Below are 19,248 nucleotides of genomic sequence, written 5' to 3'. Positions count from 1 at the left end.
GGGCAGGGGGCAGGGGAGAGATTTTCTTCTTTCTTCTTTCTCCTGAACTCCTGGATGACAGTGGTGAAGTTGTTAAAAAATCTCTGTCCACTAGAACGCATATTTGTCAATGCGGTTGTATGATGGATAGAGATGAGAATGCAGCTAAAAATATCCTGAGTCGAGGATTGAGTACCGTAGGGCATACGGGAACTTTCATGCTAGACATGAGTAACGCTTTAGGAGATAAGTCCTCTACTCGTGCTGGAGAAATCCTGGACGAGCAAGTCATGTCTTTGATTAAAGAATCCCTGTCTCTTTAGAGCGGAGAGTGTCAAAATTGAATACACTCAATTATAAATATCATGACTGCTGAAAAACAGTTTCAATAAACCTATTTCAAAGTATTTAAACCCATGAATATGCAGGAACAACCCAACAGTGCAGACAAAAAACGCACTGAGAAGACAGAAATCGCTCTTAATCTAGATTCTGAATTGATAGAGCAAATTCAACATCTGACTAATGATCCTAGTAAGGTGATTGAGGTGGCTATCCGTCAATGGTTACGGGGTGATTTTAATAGAGATGATGAGTTAACACGCGCCCCTCTACGGACACCTGTTCCCCCCCGTGGTGAGTGGAATGATTAAAAGGATTCAATATAGTAGGAGTCAGGAGTCAGGGGGAAGCAAAGAAGAAAGAAGAAGTCAGGAGTTAAGAGTCTCTTGCCATAAGGCTTTTACTGTAGATTATGTATCTTATTCAAGTGCATACCGCCGTATTAGCCAATGATAAGAAATGTAAACATTAATGTCTTAAATGCCAGAAAAGTCAAAAATCCACCCTGGAAAAATGTAAAACCTGTAAAAGTTTATGCCAGAATTTAATTAGCTTTAGTATAAGCACGGTAGGAAGCTTTTTGTCTATCCAACTCGATTAATGACTATTAGTGCCAATACCCCATTTCCGAATTTAATTCCTCAAAATCTGGAATCTGTGACTCTCATGAGCGATCGCTCATCAGCAACTCTGGGAGCAGAGTTAATATATACTCAGGATGCCTCTGGACGCTATTTGACTTTTTATTGGCAACACAGCGAATACTTAGGGGGTGATCCCCAGAAGATAGTTGATGTCCTCAATGAAAATGATAGCTTTGCGCCAGTAGATAAGGTTGTTTATCTAGAACATTTACACCGGATTTTGAGCAGTTCTGTGCCGGAAAGGGTGAAATGCTGGTTTAAATGCCCAAATATCGAATTATTAGAGTTGGAATTGACAATTACGCCGATTCTGCCGCAGTTTGGTCAGCCAACAACTACAGTGTTGGTGATGGGTAGGTTATTACCATCGAAAATTAATCCTCAAGATGTGAATCAGGTACTTAAACCGCCAACAGCACTTGAGTTAGCTTTACGATTGCAGCGACATCAGAAGTTATTAAACAAAATCACCAGAAATATTCGTCGGACACTGGATTTAGATGTTATTTGGCAACAAACGGTTGATAGCTTGGGAAAAAGACTCAACCTAGAACGCTGTATTATTTGCCCTTATCAACCCGCTAATACCAAGGTTCGGGTAATTGCTGAGTATCATCGGCCGGAGGAAATTTCTATTCTTGACTCAGAAATAGATATATCTTCTGAGCCGGCTTTTGCTCAAGCATTAGCGACTTTAGAGCCTGTGGTGATGGCGGTTTCATTTAATCACCAATCTCCACAGTCTCAATCTCTGGTTGTTGCGACTTGTTACAAAGACAAAGCTAATGGTTTAGCTGCTCTTAGTTTTGTTGATGAATGCCATCCACTAACACAAGCAGAATTAGAATTAGCCAAGGAAGTGGCAGATCAGTTAGGAACAGCGATCGCTCATGCTACTTTATATCAAGAACTAGAAGAATCTCGACAAAAGGCTGAAGAAGTTTCTCGCTTAAAAAGCGAATTTCTGGCTAATGTCTCCCACGAAATTCGGACTCCTCTCAATGGCATGATTGGCTTCTTAAAGCTAATTTTAGAAGGAGTTACAGATGATGCTCAAGAACAACATGAGTTTATTTTGGAAGCTCATGAATTATCTTTGCATCTCTTAAATATCCTCAATGATATTTTGGACTTTGCTAAAATTGAAGCAGGTAAAATGGAATTAGACTGTTCACCAGTCAATCTCAAAGAATTATTTGATGACGTTGAAGGCTTTACCCGTCAGCAAGCGGAGATGAAAAATATTAGTTTCCGCATGGAAATGCCGACAATTTCTGATGCAATTATTGTTCAAGGCAACTATAAGAGATTATTACAAGTCATGCTAAATTTGGTAGGTAATGCTATTAAATTTACCCATGAAGGTGGTATCACTATTAGTGCCGATTTAATACCAAAAAAACACCCTACAACAGTCAAAGTTCGTGTTGTTGACACAGGTATTGGTGTTTCCTTAGATAAGCAAGATAAGCTATTTCAATTATTTTCTCAAATTGATGGTTCTCGGACTCGTCACTATGGTGGTACAGGTTTAGGACTGACAATATCCCAAAAGCTCATAGAAGCAATGGGTGGTGAGGTACATTTTTATAGTCTAGGTGAGGGACTTGGTTCGACGGTGACTTTCACTGTGCCACTGTATCAACAACCATTGATGGTTTAGAACAGGGAATTGGGAATTGGGAATTGGGAATTGGGAATTGGGAATTGGGAATTGGGAATTGGGAATTGGGAATTGGGAATTGGGAATTGGGAATTAATGATTTTCGATAGAGTTTATTTCTTGTAGGGTTTGCCAGCCGGCGTACCATTGGGAATTATCTTGTAATAATTTAGCATTTAACCAAAAGCGCACTTGAGGATCACAAGCTGCCACCATTTCCGCATATACCCATTTACCCTGATTTTTGCGGTTAACAACCTGAAAATGTCGCCAACCATCAACTTTTTTCTGTGCAGTCCATTTAGAACCCAGCAAGTAAGGAAATTTTTGTTTTTTAGTCATTTGTCAGTTGTCAGTTGTCCGTTGTCCGTTGTTAGTGGCTAAGAAATCCTATTACCCATTACCTGTAAAGTTTTATATCAGATATTTTCTAATTTAATAAATATTTACTAATCCAGGAGTGATGGTAACAAAGAGGGAAGCGATCGCTCATAAAATTTCTTTATTGCCAATTTTACTCCTGAATCAGAATACCCGATTAACCTGATCCCCAGATCTCACCTTTATTTTCAACCGACCGTTGACAATGGTTTTCTGGTTGTACACACCGTAAATACCCGCAATATTGTCAACAGTCACAAGAGTAAGCCTATCTTATGGAATCAATAGATTTTTATCTATTTCATTTTTTTGTTTTTTGAAACCATTTTTATAAAAATAAAATATTAAAATTTAATTTTTTAGAATTTTGAGCTTTTTAAGCCTAATTAACGGCTTATTAGTTATAAATTAAAATATTTACTCACTTAAGCATCTGATATCAGCACCTTTTAGATTCCAGTCCCCTTTCCTTTCTAGAGAATTTGCACAATAATGGCACTCAAACACCTCACACATCGCCTCATCAATCTAGATACAGGTAAATGTTTGAGCTTAAGAGTTTGTTAAGAAACTATAAGAGAGGTACAACAATGAAACTAGCAGTTTACGGAAAAGGTGGAATCGGCAAATCTACAACCAGTTGTAATATCTCTGTAGCTCTAGCTAAAAGAGGTAAAAAGGTCTTACAAATTGGCTGTGATCCCAAACATGACAGCACCTTCACCCTGACTGGGTTTTTGATTCCCACCATTATTGATACCTTGCAAGAAAAAGATTATCACTACGAAGACGTTTGGCCAGAGGACGTAATCTACAAAGGTTATGGCGGGGTTGATTGCGTTGAAGCAGGTGGTCCACCAGCAGGTGCCGGTTGTGGTGGCTATGTAGTTGGGGAAACAGTCAAATTATTAAAAGAACTTAATGCTTTTGATGAATACGATGTAATTTTATTTGATGTCCTTGGTGACGTTGTTTGTGGTGGCTTTGCAGCACCGTTAAATTATGCAGATTATTGTCTAATTGTTACAGATAATGGCTTTGATGCCCTATTTGCAGCCAACCGGATTGCGGCTTCGGTTCGAGAAAAAGCTCGGACTCACCCCTTGCGTTTAGCGGGATTAATCGGTAATCGTACCTCCAAGCGGGATTTAATTGATAAATATATAGAAGCCGTGCCTATGCCTGTTTTAGAGGTATTACCTTTAATTGAAGATATCCGCGTTTCCCGCGTCAAAGGTAAAACTCTATTTGAAATGGCAGAGTCAGATCCTTCTCTGCGCTACGTTTGCGACTATTACCTGAATATTGCCGATCAAATTCTTGCGCAACCGGAAGGTGTCGTTCCCAACGACGCTCCTGATCGTGAACTTTTTTCTCTATTGTCAGATTTTTATCTCAATCCAGTAAAAGTTAAAGCCACAAATGCTGAAGAGGAATTAGACTTGATGATTGTATAAAGCATTTTACCTCTCAGGATGGACTTATGGCTTTCTTTGATAGTTTTACCGATTCGATCAAACAAAAGTGGCTGCAATTCTTTCAAGCCAATCGTGAATGGATTACGCTCCAAATGACTGTTGAATCAGTTTATACCCCTGATGGCGGCAAGCGTCCGTCTTCTTACCTCATCCTGGGAGTCATCAATGCTCTAGAACCAAAATTAGCCCAGCTAATGTTCCCCTTTGCCAAATTGAATCCAGATGCGGATACCTTAATTGAAGTTCTGGATTTGCATTTTGACCCTGATATTGCCCTTGGTAATCGTCTTGTCCCCACAGTAGAACCAGAAATGTATGCTCGTCCGTCGGCTGTGGTGGCAGATGTACCTGAGCCAGAAGGGGAATCTGTCTCAGTTTCTGGGATCAATCTGAATAATTTGGGAAACCCGGCGCAAACCACTTGGGCTATAGATAGAGATCATCAAGGCTTTGGCAGTATTTCTTTATCCGATGAAGGTGTTTCTCATGACTCAGAAGCATCATCCAGTTTGGAAGCAATGGGTGATTTCGGTCATACCTCTTTTAATCCGATGTCTTTAAGTGATGAGGATGCCTTTGGAGAGATACCGGAAAATGCTTTTAGTGGACTGAATCTATCTGATGATAATTCTTTGGATGAACTGAATACATCTGAAGAAAATGGATTTGATGATGTAGTTTCGGATATCTGGGGTGATGAAACTCCGCTGCATAATGGTGACGACAATTTGGAAGAACTGCCATCTGAAGTTTTTAATGAATCAGAAATGGCTCGTCTCTTCCCTAACAATTAATCGTTGAAAGCAGAATTTAGGTGACAGGTGACAGGTGACAGGTGACAGGGAAGAAAGTAGGGGGAAATGAATAACCCAATCATCAATCACCAATCACCAATCACCAACCATCTACTTTCCAAGTTAAAAAAATTAAAGGGAGAATATTAATATGACTGTTGCTCAACAGCCTGAAGCTTTAAATTTTGAATGTGAAACTGGCAATTATCACACCTTTTGCCCGATTAGTTGTGTCTCTTGGTTATATCAGAAAATTGAAGATAGTTTCTTTTTAGTTATTGGCACGAAAACCTGCGGTTACTTCCTCCAAAATGCGATGGGGGTGATGATTTTTGCTGAACCTCGCTATGCTATGGCTGAGTTGGAAGAGGGGGATATTTCGGCACAGTTGAATGATTATGAAGAATTAAAACGTTTGTGTGAGCAAATTAAACGCGATCGCAATCCTAGTGTAATTGTCTGGATTGGTACTTGCACAACCGAAATTATTAAAACCGATTTGGAAGGTTTAGCACCTAAGTTAGAAGCTGATTTAGGTATTCCCATTGTTGTCGCCCGTGCTAACGGACTCGACTACGCATTTACCCAAGGAGAGGACACTGTGTTAGCCGCTATGGCTCATCGTTGTCCTGAAAAGTCTCCCGTATCGGAAACTGAAAAAGGCGAGCGTAACGCCATTCAGAAGCTGATGAATTTCGGTAAGAAAAAAGAAGACATCGCTCAAGATGAATCTGAGTACGTAAATCATCCGCCTTTGGTGCTGTTTGGTTCTTTACCTGACCCAGTTGTCACCCAATTAACCTTGGAACTGAAAAAACAAGGGATTAAAGTTTCTGGGTGGCTACCCGCAAAAAGGTTTACAGAATTACCTGTGATTGAAGAAGGGTATTATGTCGCCGGTGTGAATCCTTTCCTCAGCCGCACTGCTACAACCTTAATGCGTCGTCGCAAGTGTAAACTCATTGGCGCACCATTCCCCATTGGCCCCGATGGTACTCGCGCTTGGATTGAAAAAATCTGTTCTGTATTGGGAATTACCCCCCAGGGTTTAGATGCAAGAGAAGCGCAAATGTGGGAAAATTTAGAAGAATATGTGCAATTAATTCGCGGTAAATCTGTGTTTTTCATGGGCGATAATTTATTAGAAATTTCCCTAGCCCGGTTCTTGGTGCGTTGTGGTATGACTGTTCAAGAAATCGGCATTCCTTACATGGATAAACGCTATCAAGCTGCTGAATTAGCTTTGTTAGAAAAAACTTGTCAGGAAATGGGTTCACCTTTACCAACAATTGTTGAAAAGCCAGATAATTACAATCAAGTTCAACGAATTTATGATTTAAAACCTGATTTGGTAATTACTGGTATGGCTCATGCTAATCCATTGGAAGCACGAGGTATTAATACTAAGTGGTCTGTGGAGTTTACTTTTGCTCAAATTCACGGTTTTGGTAATGCGCGTGATGTTTTGGAGTTGGTAACTCGTCCTTTAAGAAGGAATAATAATTTGAAGGATTTGGGTTGGGATAAGTTGGTGAGAGAGGAAGCGCAGGTTTAGAAACCAGATCCCCGACTTCTGAAAATTGATGATAATTTATTGATTGTTTTAAATAAGAAGTCGGGGATCTTTGACAATCTGAAGTTTTACGTTTTCTTCGGCAATTTTGGGACGGATCTGTTGGAGTCCGTCCTTTTTTTTGTTTTTATTGAACCACGAAGACACGTTCGCGTAGCGGATAGAACACGAAGGAAGAGAAGAAGAGTGTTATAATTGTGGTAAGTTGTTTTTTAAGTGCAATGGTTAGGGGTTGATTATGAATAAAACTATATCTTTTCAAGAAGTAATTGAATATGTGGAAAATCTTTCTCAAGAAGATCAGGATTTTTTAGTAGAATTAATTAAGAAAAGGAAGATTGAAAAACGTCGTTTAGAAATCGCTAAGAATGCAGAGCAAACTTTAGCCGCTTTGTCAGCAGGTACGGCTAAAAAAGGTACTGTGGCAGATTTATTAGCTGATATCATGGAAGAAGAATGAAAACATTAGTTTGGGATAGTAGTTTTAAAAGAGCCTTGAAGCGAATTATTAGGAAAAATCCCCAATTGCAGGAGAGAATTTCTGAAGTATTAGAATTACTAGCATCTGATTATCTCAATCCTGTTTTAAAGTCTCATAAATTAAGTGGTCAGTTAGATGGTTTATGGGCTTGTTCTGTAGCGTATGATTGTCGAATTATCTATACATTAAAACAAGATTCAGATACACAGGAGGAAATGATTGTGGTAATTGATATCGGTAGTCATGATGAGGTTTATTAAAAGTGTTCGTAGTATCTGTAGTATCTGTAGGGTGCGTTAGAAAGCCGTAACGCACCATTAATCAAGTTTACGGTGTTTTTTTCAGGCTATTTAACTTCATGAAATAATTACAATACATTAGTTTTAAAATTATGACTTTAATCAGCAAATTCAATTATCAACCCAAAAAGAAAGCTAATTTAATCGCACCAATAAATATTAAGCCATCAGATATATCAATAGTTATACCTGTAAGGGATAATCAAAAAGGAATTGATTTATTTTTGTATAATTTTTTTAAGTACCACAATTTAGAACTTTATCCTAGAGAGATTATTATTATTGATAATCTCTCGAAAAAGGGAATTACTATCAATAAACAATTTCAAGCTAAGGGTATTGAAATGCTCAAAAATGGGACCTGCGTCCGCAAGAAATTTAGGTATTCAACATTCCAAAGGTGATTGGGTTCTATTTACAGATAGCGACTGTATCCCTTCAGAATCATGGATTTTAGGATATATTCATTCAATGAATGGCTGTATTGGATATGCAGGCAATGTTAAATCATGGGGAAATGATTTTTTATCAAAATATTATGAAACACAAGAAATTTTAGTGCCTTTAAAAGTAATTGAACAGCAAGGATATACAAGACCAGAGTATTTAATTACTGCTAATTCAATGGTTTGGAAACCAGCTATTGAAAAAATAGGCTACTTTAATGAAAATATTAATATTGCTGCTGGGGAAGATATAGATTTAGGATGGAGATTGTTAGAAATTGGCAATCTTGATTATGCGTTTAATTCTGTTATTTATCATAATTTTGATGATGGTGTTATTGGCTTTTGTCGAAGATTTATTAGATATGGAAAAGGTAATAAAATTATCAGCAAAATGTATGAAGTTGACTTAAAACCTAAAGTTTTTCAACCTAATAAATTGAGTTTTATAAATCAATTTTTGTCTAAATTACAGTATATTTGTATGTTATGGGGATACATAAGCTAAATGCAAAACTTGAGGATGTTTTAAAAGTCAGATGTAGGTTGGGTTGAGAAAACCCAACAATCAATTATATATCTGTGTTGGGTTGCGCTGTCGCTTAACCCAACCTACAATTTTGCAAAAGATATAACAAAGAGCGATCGCTGTTTTAGGGATGTGTGGGGTGCGATAGCCAAGCGCGACCTAGGAATCGCTGTTTGGGGGTGAGGAGATGCGATAGTGAAGCGCGGTGGAAAATCGGATTGAGGGGATAGAATAGGATTAGATGGTCAGGTAAAATACCTGCCTAAATCATTCAATCTGATGATTTCAATAAACTGTATAATTACGGAGATCTAATCAAATTATGTATAATCAAATCAGTCTTTGGGATTATCTACCAGATACTAATAACCTGGTATTAGAAAATCAGGTTAACAAAAAAACTATTATTTCTACTGATGGAGAAGTAATATTATATCCGAATTTTTTTAGCACCAAAGAAAGTAATCAGCTTTTTTCAGATTTATATTCTAGTATTAACTGGAAACAAGAAATAATCCAATTTTTTGGTAAGCAAATGCCTATACCAAGATTGACAGCATGGTATGGAGATGAAGGAAAATCGTATACTTATTCTGGCATAGAACAACATCCAGAACATTGGAATCCTACATTGAAATTAATTAAATCTAAAATTGAGCAAATTGCACAAGTTAGTTTTAATAGTGTTCTTATCAATTTATATCGTGATGGTAAAGATAGTGTTTCCTGGCATAGTGATGATGAACCCGAATTAGGGAAAAATCCCATAATTGCTTCAGTTAGTTTTGGTGCAACTCGTCGTTTTTCTTTACGACATAAGCATTCAAAAAATCACAAAATTGATATTGATTTAGCTAGTGGTAGTTTTCTGCTAATGCAAGGTGAAACTCAGCATTTTTGGCAACACCAAATTGCTAAAACAGCTAAAGAAATTCAGCCACGAATCAATTTAACATTTAGAATTATTCACTAATTTAACTCAGGGTGTATCAATTTGATAGAAAAACTATACGAGTATATTTTAGAAGGATTAAAAACCTCACCAGATTTTTATAATCCCAATCTTCATCAGATATTGGGGTATGAAAGTCGAAAATTCCATCTCTCAAACTCTTACTCTCTGCGCCTGGAGCGTCTCTGCGTGTTCGTGCAGCGTGCCGTAGGCATAATAAAATCATACTTTTACTCAGCAACGCCACTTAATTGATATTGATCACGAAAAACAGTTGATGCTAAACGAAAATTGATTTGATGTTTACGAATATTCTGTTTTTGTTTGGCTGGATTTCAATCAAAACTATAACGCAAATTTATAAATTACAAAAGATTAAATAAGTTAACATCATAATTATACCATAATTTTATACCTTGACAGCGTTAGCAGTAGTTTACCGTAGGAATCGCTGTTTGGGATGTGGGAGCGCGATCGCTATTGTATAGTAGAATGGGGGATGGAGAAGAGTTTTTACTAATTACCAAATTATTTGCTAATATTTTTCAGAAGATCATATTGAAATTAAGGTAAATTTGTATCACTATGTTAACATCCGCCATTGATACTCAAGATGTAAAGGCTATGCAAGCGGTACGGGAAGGGGTGGTAGTGGGCGATCGCTCTCCTTGGGGACTCATCCGTATTTCTGGCGATGATCGGCTTCGCTTTTTACACAATCAAAGCACTAATGATTTGCAATCTCGTAAACCCGGTCAGGGGTGCGATACTGTGATGGTGACATCTACAGCCCGGACGATAGATTTAGTCACTGCTTATATATTAAATGATGCTGTTTTATTATTGGTTTCCCCTAACCGTCGTCAGGAACTTATGAAATGGCTAGATCGCTATATTTTCCCAGCGGATCAAGTTAAATTAACTGATGTGACAGCAGAAACAGCGATATTAAGCCTCATTGGACCCCAAAGTCATGGTGTTGTTGAAAAATTGGGCGCTGGTGATTTAATTGGTCAACCAAATGGTAATCACATTTTGGTGGGTGGGGTAATAGTTGCAGTGGGTAGCGGCTTGGCTGCACCTGGATATACACTGATTTTACCCCGCGCTGAAAAACAAACATGGTGGGAGAAGATACGGTCATTGGGGGCTGGGGAATTGAGCGATCGCGCTTGGGAAATGTTACGAATATTACAAGGTCGTCCCGCTCCTGACTCGGAACTCACGGATGATTATAACCCCCTGGAAGTTGGCTTATGGCATACAGTTTCCTTTAATAAAGGTTGTTATATCGGTCAAGAAACCATTGCCAGACTTAATACATACAAAGGTGTAAAACAATACCTTTGGGGAATTCGTCTCAGTGCTGCGGCTGCATCAGGAACAGTAATCACCATTGGCGAAGAAAAAGTAGGTAAACTTACTAGCTATACAACCACTCCTGATGGTCATTTTGGACTAGGTTACATCAGGAGTAAAGCTGGTGGAGTTGGCTTAAAAGTGCAAGTTGGAGAAGCAGCAGGAGAAATAATTGCTATTCCCTTTGTCTCCCACGAATATCCATCAAGTAATGTCTAAATTGTCCATTACCCATTTCCTCTACCCGGACATAATTCATCTATCCAAGACGGCAAAATATTACCATGAGTAGGTAAAATCCGGGTAATGTTTGGGGTGGGGACTCCCGTAGTTATCAATTGTTTATCTATTTGTTCCCTTCCCAATCCTACAGGTAGCTTAACTGAAGAATGATGATGAATCGGTGTAGCAACTGCAACCACAGAAATACCTGTGGTCATTTTCAATAACACCTGTTTGTGTTCTTTGGGTACAGGTGCATCTGTCAAGGCTATATGAGCCGGAGAGGTGCTAACAATCTGATTTTTGGCCGTAGAATGCTGGGATTTTAATAAGTTTAATTCCTGTTCAGGATTGAAGTGCAAACATAAGGCCGAAATTATTTTATCAGGATCATTGTTTAAATCCAAAATGAAAGGGAGAATTTTTTTGAACTCTGGTTCTAAGGTAGATAAAGTCGCTAAAATGTAACCTGAAGAAGGCCGGCGAATACCATAATAATCTTTCCAGATTCGCATTTTCACTAGCCAAGAACGATTTTGTTCGTAATAAATCAGCCACTTGTTTTTTAATGATTGACGTAAATGCTGAATATCCATTCATTCCCTCACTTCTTACTGTACCAAATTACAGCATTTATATATTTTCAGTGATTTTTATCCCTGGGGATGAAACCGATAATAAAGCATTTTCTTCACTCTTTTACCACCTAATAAATGTTGTTCCACTAATCTGGGTACTTCTTGGGGTAAAACCCGACAATACCAAACCATTTCGGGTAAAACTAGTACCATTGGACCATTCCCACATTGACCTAAGCAGCCACTAGATGTAACTGTCACATTAAGTATAGGTAAAGCGTGTAAAGCCGCTAAAACTTCCCTTGCACCTTGTTTTCTACAAGTACGATGTTGACATACTTTTACACAAATAGGAAGAGGTTGTTCCTGTATTTGGATATTTGATATTAATTCATTCATTTTTATCAACTATATCCTCTTTTTCCCATGATGGATTTAGCTCTTAATTACGAAAATAAGTAACGGTAATAATTCTGATTATATCATTTCGATTAGTAATAGCTGCTAACAAATGTTGAGTATCGCCACTATGGGGTGGCGATCGCTAAAAAATCCTCTCAAAAATCCTAACCGATCATCAATCCTTTACTGGCTAACCATTCCCTATTAAATATCCGTGATTGATAGCGAGATCCACTGTCGCATAAGATAGTCACAATAGTATGTCCTGGACCCAATTGTTTAGCCAAAGCTACCGCCGCACCGACATTAATTCCCGTTGAACCACCCATTAATAAACCATCTTTTCTTAATAGTTGATAAACCACACGCAAGGCTTCAGAATCATCAACTTGAATCGCATCATCAATAGGTGCGCCTTCCATATTAGCAGTAATCCGACTATTACCAATACCTTCAGTAATTGAATTACCTTCGATTTTGATTTCCCCAGTTTTGATATAGCTATATAGTCCACTACCTAAAGGGTCAGCCACGACGCATTTAACGCTCGGATTTTGTTCTTTGAGATACATTGCTACACCAGCATAAGTACCACCCGTACCAGTGGATGCCACCCAGCCGTCTATCTTACCATGAGTTTGTTGCCAAATCTCTCTACCTGTGGTTTCATAATGGGCAACACGATTGGCTAAATTATCAAATTGATTAGCCCAAATGGCGTTTTCCATTTCTGCCGCAATTCTACCAGATAGTTTGACGTAATTATTCGGATCTTTGTAAGGTACAGCAGGAACAGGACGAACTTCCGCACCCAGGGTAGTTAAAGCATCTATTTTTTCTTGGGATTGGGTATTGGGGATAAAAATCAAGCATTTATAACCTTTGACGTTGCAGATATGCGCCAGCCCTATTCCCGTATTTCCCGCTGTTCCTTCTACTACTGTACCTCCGGGCTTGAGGAGTCCCTTTTTTTCTGCATCTTCGATAATATACAGCGCGGCCCGATCTTTGACAGAACCACCAGGGTTCAGAAACTCGGCTTTAGCCAAGATTTCACAACCTGTTTCTTCGCTAAAACTGTTTAAACGAATTAATGGGGTGTTACCAATTGTACCAACAAATCCATTTTTGATATCCATTTTGTATCTACCTGAGTTTTTCCCGATCTACTTGTAGCAGCGCTAGTTCCCTCCGGGACGCTTCGCGAACGCTATCAAATTTTGTTTTTGTTTCGCGCAGAGTCGCTAAGGAGCAAAGACGCAAAGGAAGAAATACATTAAAATTGCTATAATCTCAATTTTAGTGCGATCTTCTTACAGACAATTTCCGAAAAGCAAGTACAAAAGATTGAATCTAAACTCAATTCAGCAATCTTAATATTGCTCGGTTTATTGCCGTATGTCAGTTATCATACAATATATTAAATGATGTCATAAATGAGGTGGACATTAATGAAATCTCCCCATGAACACAATCAAGACATTCAACGTCAGGTGGAAAAGCGACTGCGAGAAATAGATGATGAAATCAATGCTGTTGATCAACCTGTTTATCAAACTCGGAAACATCAGCCAGAACAAGCTCAAAAACCTTGGTTAAGAAAGGTAATTCTCGGTGGTAAATTTTTTGCTTTGGCTGTTGCAACTTTGGTTGCAGTTCGAGTAGCCTCAGTTTTAGCGGGAGTTGTGATTTTTGGGGCTTTGGCTTTTCTTGTTTATAAACTTTTCCTAGAATCCAAATTAGCGAATATTAGTAGTAAATATCAACCTTATCAATATCAACCTAAATCTACAAATCCTCAAATACCCAAACAACAAGTTTATACATATACACCTCCCAAACAAAATACTCCTCAAAATCCTCCACCAAAGGTAGAAACTCCACGTCAACAAGTTAATACTCCTCCACCAAACCCCGCAGAGTTAGAAGCCAAATTTCAAGCTTGGGAATTTGAACAAGAAATCGCAGAAATAAAAGCGAATATGAAATCATCTAGTTCAAGTCAAAAAGCCCAAACTCCACCAAAGACTCCAGCACAACAAGATAAAATTGCTGTCGCTTATCGGATTTTAGGATTACAACCTACTGCTGCTTTTATAGAAGTTAAACAAGCTTATAAAACATTGGTAAAAAAATGGCATCCTGATTTATTTGTGAATAAACCACAAATGCAAAAACAAGTGCAAGAGAAAATGAGGTTAGTTAATCAAGCGTACAATATTTTAAATGATCATCATAGTTAAAATGGATCTTAATTCAGGAGTAGAGAATATTCAACATTCTCTTACCAGGGATAGTAATCCGAAATCACATTTAGAGATATTATTTGCTTGTGCTTGAAAAATTTAACAAGCCATGCACCATCCTTTATTGCTGATTTTCGTTAAAATCACGATTTTTTCTTTGATGTTAGCCATAGGATGCAATCTTTCTTTTGAAGAAATGCTTTCTCTGTGGCGAAAACCTGCTTTACTATTCCGGGCGCTTTTAGCCGTTGTGGTGCTGGTTCCTTTAGTGGTTATTGTCCTGCTAAAATTGTTTAACTTACCCCCAGAAGTAATCACAGGATTAGCCTTGTTAGCGGCTTCTCCAGGTGCGCCTCTGACCACAAAAAGATCGCAAATGGCTGGATGTAGATTTTCGTACTCAGCCAGTCTTCAATTAACCCTCGCCATACTTGCAGTTTTAATTACTCCCGTTACCTTGGGGATTTTTTTCACCCTATTTCAGCATCTTGTAGAAAAAGTGACAATTTTAGAAGTCGCTAGACAGGTGATCATGGTACAGTTGTTGCCTGTCAGTATCGGTCTGTTGCTGCAAAAGTTGATTCCTAAATTTGTCGAAAATATCGCCCAACCTTTAAATTTTATTGCTGATATTCTTTTATTACTGCTGGTTATTGTGGCTGGTATTTTAGGAATTCCCCTATTTTTTAAAGTTTGGGGATTACCGATAGTTGTGATTACGATTATGGTAATTGCCTCTCTAGCAATAGGACACAGTTTAGGAGATCACAATGATGATACACAGCCAATTTTGGCAATCTCTTGTATTGCTCGTAATATCGGATTAGCCTTGTTTATCGCTATTTTGAATGACGTACAACAACAGGTAATTCCCACAATCATAGCTTATGTAATTGTAGGAGCAGTTCTAGGTGGTTTTTACTCCATCTGGAATAAACACAAATTAGAGAAACAACCTACTTAATAAATGCAATTTTTCAATTCCTCTCTGCACATCTGCGTGAGAAAAAGCTGACTTATGGCATTATTTGAACAGCTAGAGAGCGGGTTATCATTTTTCGTGACTTTGCTCAAATTCTTACTAGAATTAATTTCTGTTTTTTGTATTTTATTGGGTGTAATAAAAAGTGGAAAAATAGCAATTTCTCTAAACCATCATCATAGTCAAAACCGATTTCTGCAAATCCGGCTCAACTTTGGAATTTGGCTAGTGTTGGCATTAGAGTTTCAATTAGGAGCAGATATTCTTTCTACAACCTACCATTCAACCTTTGAGTCTCTAGGAAAACTAGGAATAGTTGCCCTAATTAGAACTTTCCTGAATTATTTTCTGAGTCAAGAACTCAATAAACAACAATAAAAGTAATTATTCAGAGGTAATTTACAGGCACATCTTACCACAATGAGTCAGCCACCCATAAACTTGTCTACCAACGATTTAGCAGCAGATAGAACAGAACTAGCTAAATACCGCAGTCGAGCGGCAGCAGACCGCACATTAATGGCGTGGATACGCACCTGTCTTTCCTTAATTGGTTTTGGCTTTGGTATTCCCACTATCGTTAGGGCGATTGAAAATACTCGTCTGAGTCATCACCTAAACCCAGTCAGATTTTCAGTGATTGTGGGGTTGTCTTTTATTGTTACGGGAATGTTGGGAATGGTTTTAGGGTTAAGAGAACACCGTCAGTTACTTAAACAAATTCAAAATAACCGCTATACCTACGAAACTTCTCACAGTGCGGAAATTATCGGCGTGGCTTTACTGCTAATTGGCTTCATGAGTTTTATTGGGGTGATAATTCGGGCAATGAATTTTTGACTTTTAATTTCACGGTGGTATTACTTCCTCTTCTCTTTTCTCTCCTTATTACGATATAAGGGATTTGCCAATGCTCTATGTATGAAATTTTTTAGGCTGATATTTTGTCATTAGTACCATTGTTTGGCTAAAATGTGTTGGCTATTTTCTGCCATTGAGTTTAGGAATAGGATAACCCCGCTAGAGAATTGTTAGACATTGCCAAAAAATTTGTGTTATATTTAACTTACTCCTTTTTTCCCACCCTAGTTCCGTTCACGCTCGAATTCTTTGCGTGTGCTTCCACAACAAACAACGAAAACCAAGGTAAACAAAGCAAAGGTAAGAAGGGTGGGGAGTGTGCAATGTAAGGATTGCAAAAGGATTTTAAGGAAGCAGCAGCATGGTCAATTCGTAGCATTCACAACCTAACTTTAAGGCTGCGCCTTAAAGAATCACTCAATGGCTGTGTTGTAAATACATACAGTGATTGAGTGTAACTAAATTTTTATGGTAGTGATTTGTGATTGAGTTGTAGTGTGCGAAAAAACCAGAGTTGCAAATCTACAAAATTCGCTTCTCAATTTTTTCTTTTGCAGTTAACTCTCTTCAAGGGCAGTCTCCAGTAAAATTATGGAGAATGTTACCGATGAAAATCCCAAACAGCGATCGCGCAGTAATCGAACCATCTAAGCTGACTGAGTATTTACTGAATACTGAACATAAACGTGGTGGGACAAAAGCGAAATTACTACTCCAATTTGGTTATTGTCCTAATAACTGGCAACAGTTAGAATCAGATATCCGTAAGTTTCATCTAACTGTAGATGTTAATCTAATTAAAGAAACTGCTTATGGTACAAGATGTCAGTAACCCAGCCCTGAAGGGACTGGGCTTGCAAGAGTAATCAAGCAAGCCGTGCTGACCAGACCACCCTGAGCGTAGTCGAAGGGTAGCCGTTATTTGAGTCACGACACCCCGGAATGCGAAGCTAGTTCCCTGCTCTGTCATTTGCAATTAAACAGTTTTAAGGTCACTGAAACAGTGTTGCAAGTCTAACAAGCTCTTATAACTGGTCGAAGCTAACATCACCCCAGAAATGGGAGTTGGTTTCCAGATTCCAATCAAAAATCTGGTTTCAATTTTAATATCCACAGCGGTTAAAACCGCACGTGTCGCTTCCCTCTCAGGTCTAAAGACACTGAGTTTCCCACTTACCGCGAGGTCTTATGAATTTCACTCTTTACTCAGATGTAATCTTATTGCGTGATCTTCCCGAAGACAATGTATATGCTGGAGATATTGGCACAGTAGTTGAACAACATGATGTTCCCGGAATAGAAACAGGCTACAGCGTTGAGTTTTTCGATATGCTTGGCAATACTGTAGCAATTGTCACATTGCCAATGAGTTGTTTTCGCTTGCCAACTTGTGCCGATAGACCGGCAGTCAGATTAATGGCTAATATTGCCTAGTTTACACATTCAAAATGATCCGAATCCGTTCTTTAACAACTGATGTGATAATTCGGGCAATGAATTTTTGACTTTTGATTTCACGGTGGTACTAATTTCCCTTCTATTTTCTCTCCTGATTACATATATGAGAATTTTTTAGGCTGATATTTTGTCATTAGTACCATCGTTTGGCCAAAATGTGTTGGCTTTTTTCTCCCATTGATGCCATTTTTCCATCACTTCTTTAGGTTGTAACCAATGTACAATAGCTTCATCTGGAGTGGTGACAATTACCAAAGCATTGTTAATTCTCAAGCCATATTGACGATTGACAGCACCGCAATAAGCCGCAAGTTGTAAGGGTTCATCATAAAGAGGTTTTATGCGTTCTGCGGTTTTAAATTCAATCACACAGGGAACATTGCAATAATTAGCTACACAATCAACTCTACCAGAATAACCCAGATAATAATGAAAAAGATTAGCTTCAATTAATCTGATATTATGAATATTTTCCAATATTGGTAATAGGTTATGCCAATAAGGTTTGATAAATTCAGGACAAATAATAGGCTCACCTAAAAAGTAATTTTTGACTTGTTGATGAATGAGAATACCCCTTTGTTTTGATTGTTGAGTAATTCGATTAGCTTCAAAATTACCTACTTTTTGTCGCCATTTTGTGAGTTGTGCTTTTTCTGCTGGAGGTTTGGTAGCTTTCAAGATTGAGGTAACGCTAGGAAGTCTAATACCGCGACTATCTTCGAGATATCCGATTCCGTTTTCTCTGGCAAGTTTACCGTAGTAGTGGGGGAGAAGGTTGTTTTTTAAAGTATTCATAATGCGTTGTCTTTAGGTTGATGATTCGAGAATATCTAGATTGCAACTAATAATCCAGAGCAAAACAGTTCAGATTGAAGTGAACCATTCTGAACTGTTAACGTGATTGGAAATTTACTATTATGTTATTATTGTTTTAAATATTACTGAACAACGATGAATACAGAAGCTAAATCTCGTAGCATTTCAGCAACTCCGCAAGGTCTAAAGAAAGTTAAAGATAGAATGAAGGATTTAGAAAGACCTGATAATCAAGATAAAAAAGGTTGGACACAGGAAATACTTGCTGACAAATCCTTTCTAAGTCTTAGTACAATCAAAAGATTTATGAAACGAGAATCTATTGATGAATCATCTATACTTTCTATTGCGAAAGCTTTAAATTTAGATATTTTAGAGATTGTAGATCCGAAAGAGTGGAATCAGGATACTAGCAATTTGGAAATTGAAATTGATTGGTGGGAACTTTGCCACACAAAACTAGAAAACCAGCAAAAACAGATTAGAAAAAATGCTTCTGAAATGGGATTTGAGTTAGATTTTCCACCTGTTCCACTGGGTTTAGTCGAACGCAAACACCAGCAAAGACGAGATGAGAATGTTGATAGAAGAGACGTTTATCAGTTAGAAAAGGAAGTCATTGCTAAAATTTACGGCTCTTTCGTCTCTTTTATGGTCACAACTAAAATTACCAAAATTTAATGCCGATAAATCTAAACCATAAAAGCCGAAAACTCTATCTCTGTAAAGGTTTGCAAACTTTTAAATACAAGAGAATCAG

The 19,248-nt window shown here is 38.0% G+C and carries 23 protein-coding genes; 18 read left to right on the top strand and 5 right to left on the bottom strand.

Translation table 11 applies throughout. The annotated features are described in order from the left end of the window. The 3 genes from IQ226_RS21500 to IQ226_RS21490 all read left to right on the top strand — a co-directional run. Window positions 1–302 (top strand): transposase (locus IQ226_RS21500; RefSeq protein ID WP_228039588.1); only part of this gene is annotated, 302 nt, incomplete at its 5' end. A gap of 93 nt (window positions 303–395) precedes the next feature. After that, complete coding sequence (locus tag IQ226_RS21495) at window positions 396–632, top strand: hypothetical protein (RefSeq protein WP_190382555.1); 237 nt, start codon at window positions 396–398, stop codon at window positions 630–632. 289 nt (window positions 633–921) lie between these two features. Next, on the top strand, window positions 922–2,628 hold the full coding sequence (locus IQ226_RS21490; protein ID WP_193898776.1) for an ATP-binding protein: 1,707 nt from the start codon (window positions 922–924) through the stop codon (window positions 2,626–2,628). A 93-nt stretch (window positions 2,629–2,721) separates the two neighbouring features. Here IQ226_RS21490 and IQ226_RS21485 read toward each other — a convergent pair whose 3' ends face one another. Further along, entirely contained in the window at window positions 2,722–2,970 is a 249-nt protein-coding gene (locus IQ226_RS21485; protein WP_027400712.1) for a TIGR02450 family Trp-rich protein, read from the bottom strand. Window positions 2,971–3,599: 629 nt separating this feature from the next. On the opposite strand from IQ226_RS21485, the gene bchL reads away from it, so the two are divergent. From bchL to IQ226_RS21445, 8 genes are all read left to right on the top strand, one after another. Beyond that, window positions 3,600–4,466, top strand: a complete 867-nt coding sequence (bchL, locus tag IQ226_RS21480) for a ferredoxin:protochlorophyllide reductase (ATP-dependent) iron-sulfur ATP-binding protein (RefSeq protein WP_193898774.1) — start codon at window positions 3,600–3,602, stop codon at window positions 4,464–4,466. A 26-nt stretch (window positions 4,467–4,492) separates the two neighbouring features. Further along, window positions 4,493–5,281 (top strand): DUF5331 domain-containing protein, encoded by a 789-nt coding sequence (locus tag IQ226_RS21475; protein ID WP_193898772.1) that lies wholly within the window; start codon window positions 4,493–4,495, stop codon window positions 5,279–5,281. A gap of 151 nt (window positions 5,282–5,432) precedes the next feature. Then, entirely contained in the window at window positions 5,433–6,836 is a 1,404-nt protein-coding gene (locus tag IQ226_RS21470) for a ferredoxin:protochlorophyllide reductase (ATP-dependent) subunit N (protein WP_193898770.1), read from the top strand. A 256-nt stretch (window positions 6,837–7,092) separates the two neighbouring features. Continuing rightward, the gene (locus tag IQ226_RS21465; protein ID WP_028091515.1) at window positions 7,093–7,314 is read left to right on the top strand and encodes a hypothetical protein; all 222 of its coding nucleotides are present in this window, start codon (window positions 7,093–7,095) and stop codon (window positions 7,312–7,314) included. Then, on the top strand, window positions 7,311–7,595 hold the full coding sequence (locus IQ226_RS21460; RefSeq protein ID WP_028091514.1) for a type II toxin-antitoxin system mRNA interferase toxin, RelE/StbE family: 285 nt from the start codon (window positions 7,311–7,313) through the stop codon (window positions 7,593–7,595). The genes IQ226_RS21465 and IQ226_RS21460 overlap by 4 nt, the downstream gene beginning before the upstream one ends. Before the next feature lie 321 nt (window positions 7,596–7,916). Next, window positions 7,917–8,588 (top strand): glycosyltransferase family 2 protein, encoded by a 672-nt coding sequence (locus IQ226_RS21455; RefSeq protein WP_228039587.1) that lies wholly within the window; start codon window positions 7,917–7,919, stop codon window positions 8,586–8,588. 343 nt (window positions 8,589–8,931) lie between these two features. Continuing rightward, entirely contained in the window at window positions 8,932–9,582 is a 651-nt protein-coding gene (locus tag IQ226_RS21450; RefSeq protein WP_193898768.1) for an alpha-ketoglutarate-dependent dioxygenase AlkB, read from the top strand. Window positions 9,583–10,146: 564 nt separating this feature from the next. Then, complete coding sequence (locus tag IQ226_RS21445) at window positions 10,147–11,139, top strand: folate-binding protein YgfZ (RefSeq protein WP_193898766.1); 993 nt, start codon at window positions 10,147–10,149, stop codon at window positions 11,137–11,139. 8 nt (window positions 11,140–11,147) lie between these two features. Here IQ226_RS21445 and IQ226_RS25705 read toward each other — a convergent pair whose 3' ends face one another. The 3 genes from IQ226_RS25705 to IQ226_RS21430 all read right to left on the bottom strand — a co-directional run bounded on the left by IQ226_RS25705 (window position 11,148) and on the right by IQ226_RS21430 (window position 13,261). Next, entirely contained in the window at window positions 11,148–11,738 is a 591-nt protein-coding gene (locus tag IQ226_RS25705) for a DUF5331 domain-containing protein (RefSeq protein WP_193898764.1), read from the bottom strand. A 57-nt stretch (window positions 11,739–11,795) separates the two neighbouring features. After that, on the bottom strand, window positions 11,796–12,119 hold the full coding sequence (locus IQ226_RS21435; protein WP_193898762.1) for a ferredoxin: 324 nt from the start codon (window positions 12,117–12,119) through the stop codon (window positions 11,796–11,798). A gap of 167 nt (window positions 12,120–12,286) precedes the next feature. Beyond that, window positions 12,287–13,261, bottom strand: a complete 975-nt coding sequence (locus tag IQ226_RS21430) for a cysteine synthase A (RefSeq protein ID WP_193898760.1) — start codon at window positions 13,259–13,261, stop codon at window positions 12,287–12,289. Between the two features lie 312 nt (window positions 13,262–13,573). Here IQ226_RS21430 and IQ226_RS26045 point away from each other — a divergent pair, with 312 nt between their 5' ends. From IQ226_RS26045 to IQ226_RS21400, 6 genes are all read left to right on the top strand, one after another. Continuing rightward, a complete protein-coding gene (locus tag IQ226_RS26045) occupies window positions 13,574–14,365 on the top strand; it encodes a J domain-containing protein (RefSeq protein WP_370567210.1) in 792 nt (263 codons plus the stop codon). Between the two features lie 112 nt (window positions 14,366–14,477). Further along, entirely contained in the window at window positions 14,478–15,332 is an 855-nt protein-coding gene (locus IQ226_RS21420; RefSeq protein ID WP_193898756.1) for a bile acid:sodium symporter family protein, read from the top strand. 54 nt (window positions 15,333–15,386) lie between these two features. After that, window positions 15,387–15,728: a DUF1622 domain-containing protein gene (locus IQ226_RS21415; protein WP_193898754.1), complete on the top strand. Its 342-nt coding sequence runs from the start codon at window positions 15,387–15,389 to the stop codon at window positions 15,726–15,728. Window positions 15,729–15,770: 42 nt separating this feature from the next. Continuing rightward, entirely contained in the window at window positions 15,771–16,190 is a 420-nt protein-coding gene (locus IQ226_RS21410) for a YidH family protein (protein WP_193898752.1), read from the top strand. 628 nt (window positions 16,191–16,818) lie between these two features. Beyond that, entirely contained in the window at window positions 16,819–17,043 is a 225-nt protein-coding gene (locus IQ226_RS21405; RefSeq protein WP_190384512.1) for a DUF6883 domain-containing protein, read from the top strand. Window positions 17,044–17,399: 356 nt separating this feature from the next. Next, on the top strand, window positions 17,400–17,645 hold the full coding sequence (locus tag IQ226_RS21400) for a DUF4926 domain-containing protein (protein ID WP_193898750.1): 246 nt from the start codon (window positions 17,400–17,402) through the stop codon (window positions 17,643–17,645). A 138-nt stretch (window positions 17,646–17,783) separates the two neighbouring features. On the opposite strand, the gene IQ226_RS21395 is transcribed toward IQ226_RS21400, so the two are convergent. Continuing rightward, window positions 17,784–18,467, bottom strand: a complete 684-nt coding sequence (locus IQ226_RS21395) for an exonuclease (RefSeq protein ID WP_193898747.1) — start codon at window positions 18,465–18,467, stop codon at window positions 17,784–17,786. 156 nt (window positions 18,468–18,623) lie between these two features. Between IQ226_RS21395 and IQ226_RS21390 the strand changes: the two genes are divergently transcribed. After that, on the top strand, window positions 18,624–19,169 hold the full coding sequence (locus IQ226_RS21390; RefSeq protein WP_193898745.1) for a helix-turn-helix domain-containing protein: 546 nt from the start codon (window positions 18,624–18,626) through the stop codon (window positions 19,167–19,169). Window positions 19,170–19,248: the final 79 nt, after the last annotated feature.

The sequence above is a fragment of the Dolichospermum sp. LEGE 00240 genome, from assembly GCF_015207875.1.
In the GTDB taxonomy this organism is placed as follows: Bacteria; Cyanobacteriota; Cyanobacteriia; order Cyanobacteriales; family Nostocaceae; genus Dolichospermum; species Dolichospermum gracile.
The sequence above is the reverse complement of the archived record's forward strand: the minus strand, read 5'-3'. Positions and strand labels throughout refer to the sequence as shown.

Coding starts and splice junctions, on each gene's coding strand:
- IQ226_RS21495 (WP_190382555.1), top strand. CDS start 396: ATGAATATGCAGGAACAACCCAACAGTGCAGACAAAAAACGCACTGAG.
- IQ226_RS21490 (WP_193898776.1), top strand. CDS start 922: ATGACTATTAGTGCCAATACCCCATTTCCGAATTTAATTCCTCAAAAT.
- IQ226_RS21485 (WP_027400712.1), bottom strand. CDS start 2,970: ATGACTAAAAAACAAAAATTTCCTTACTTGCTGGGTTCTAAATGGACT.
- bchL (WP_193898774.1), top strand. CDS start 3,600: ATGAAACTAGCAGTTTACGGAAAAGGTGGAATCGGCAAATCTACAACC.
- IQ226_RS21475 (WP_193898772.1), top strand. CDS start 4,493: ATGGCTTTCTTTGATAGTTTTACCGATTCGATCAAACAAAAGTGGCTG.
- IQ226_RS21470 (WP_193898770.1), top strand. CDS start 5,433: ATGACTGTTGCTCAACAGCCTGAAGCTTTAAATTTTGAATGTGAAACT.
- IQ226_RS21465 (WP_028091515.1), top strand. CDS start 7,093: ATGAATAAAACTATATCTTTTCAAGAAGTAATTGAATATGTGGAAAAT.
- IQ226_RS21460 (WP_028091514.1), top strand. CDS start 7,311: ATGAAAACATTAGTTTGGGATAGTAGTTTTAAAAGAGCCTTGAAGCGA.
- IQ226_RS21450 (WP_193898768.1), top strand. CDS start 8,932: ATGTATAATCAAATCAGTCTTTGGGATTATCTACCAGATACTAATAAC.
- IQ226_RS21445 (WP_193898766.1), top strand. CDS start 10,147: ATGTTAACATCCGCCATTGATACTCAAGATGTAAAGGCTATGCAAGCG.
- IQ226_RS25705 (WP_193898764.1), bottom strand. CDS start 11,738: ATGGATATTCAGCATTTACGTCAATCATTAAAAAACAAGTGGCTGATT.
- IQ226_RS21435 (WP_193898762.1), bottom strand. CDS start 12,119: ATGAATGAATTAATATCAAATATCCAAATACAGGAACAACCTCTTCCT.
- IQ226_RS21430 (WP_193898760.1), bottom strand. CDS start 13,261: ATGGATATCAAAAATGGATTTGTTGGTACAATTGGTAACACCCCATTA.
- IQ226_RS26045 (WP_370567210.1), top strand. CDS start 13,574: ATGAAATCTCCCCATGAACACAATCAAGACATTCAACGTCAGGTGGAA.
- IQ226_RS21420 (WP_193898756.1), top strand. CDS start 14,478: ATGCACCATCCTTTATTGCTGATTTTCGTTAAAATCACGATTTTTTCT.
- IQ226_RS21415 (WP_193898754.1), top strand. CDS start 15,387: ATGGCATTATTTGAACAGCTAGAGAGCGGGTTATCATTTTTCGTGACT.
- IQ226_RS21410 (WP_193898752.1), top strand. CDS start 15,771: ATGAGTCAGCCACCCATAAACTTGTCTACCAACGATTTAGCAGCAGAT.
- IQ226_RS21405 (WP_190384512.1), top strand. CDS start 16,819: ATGAAAATCCCAAACAGCGATCGCGCAGTAATCGAACCATCTAAGCTG.
- IQ226_RS21400 (WP_193898750.1), top strand. CDS start 17,400: ATGAATTTCACTCTTTACTCAGATGTAATCTTATTGCGTGATCTTCCC.
- IQ226_RS21395 (WP_193898747.1), bottom strand. CDS start 18,467: ATGAATACTTTAAAAAACAACCTTCTCCCCCACTACTACGGTAAACTT.
- IQ226_RS21390 (WP_193898745.1), top strand. CDS start 18,624: ATGAATACAGAAGCTAAATCTCGTAGCATTTCAGCAACTCCGCAAGGT.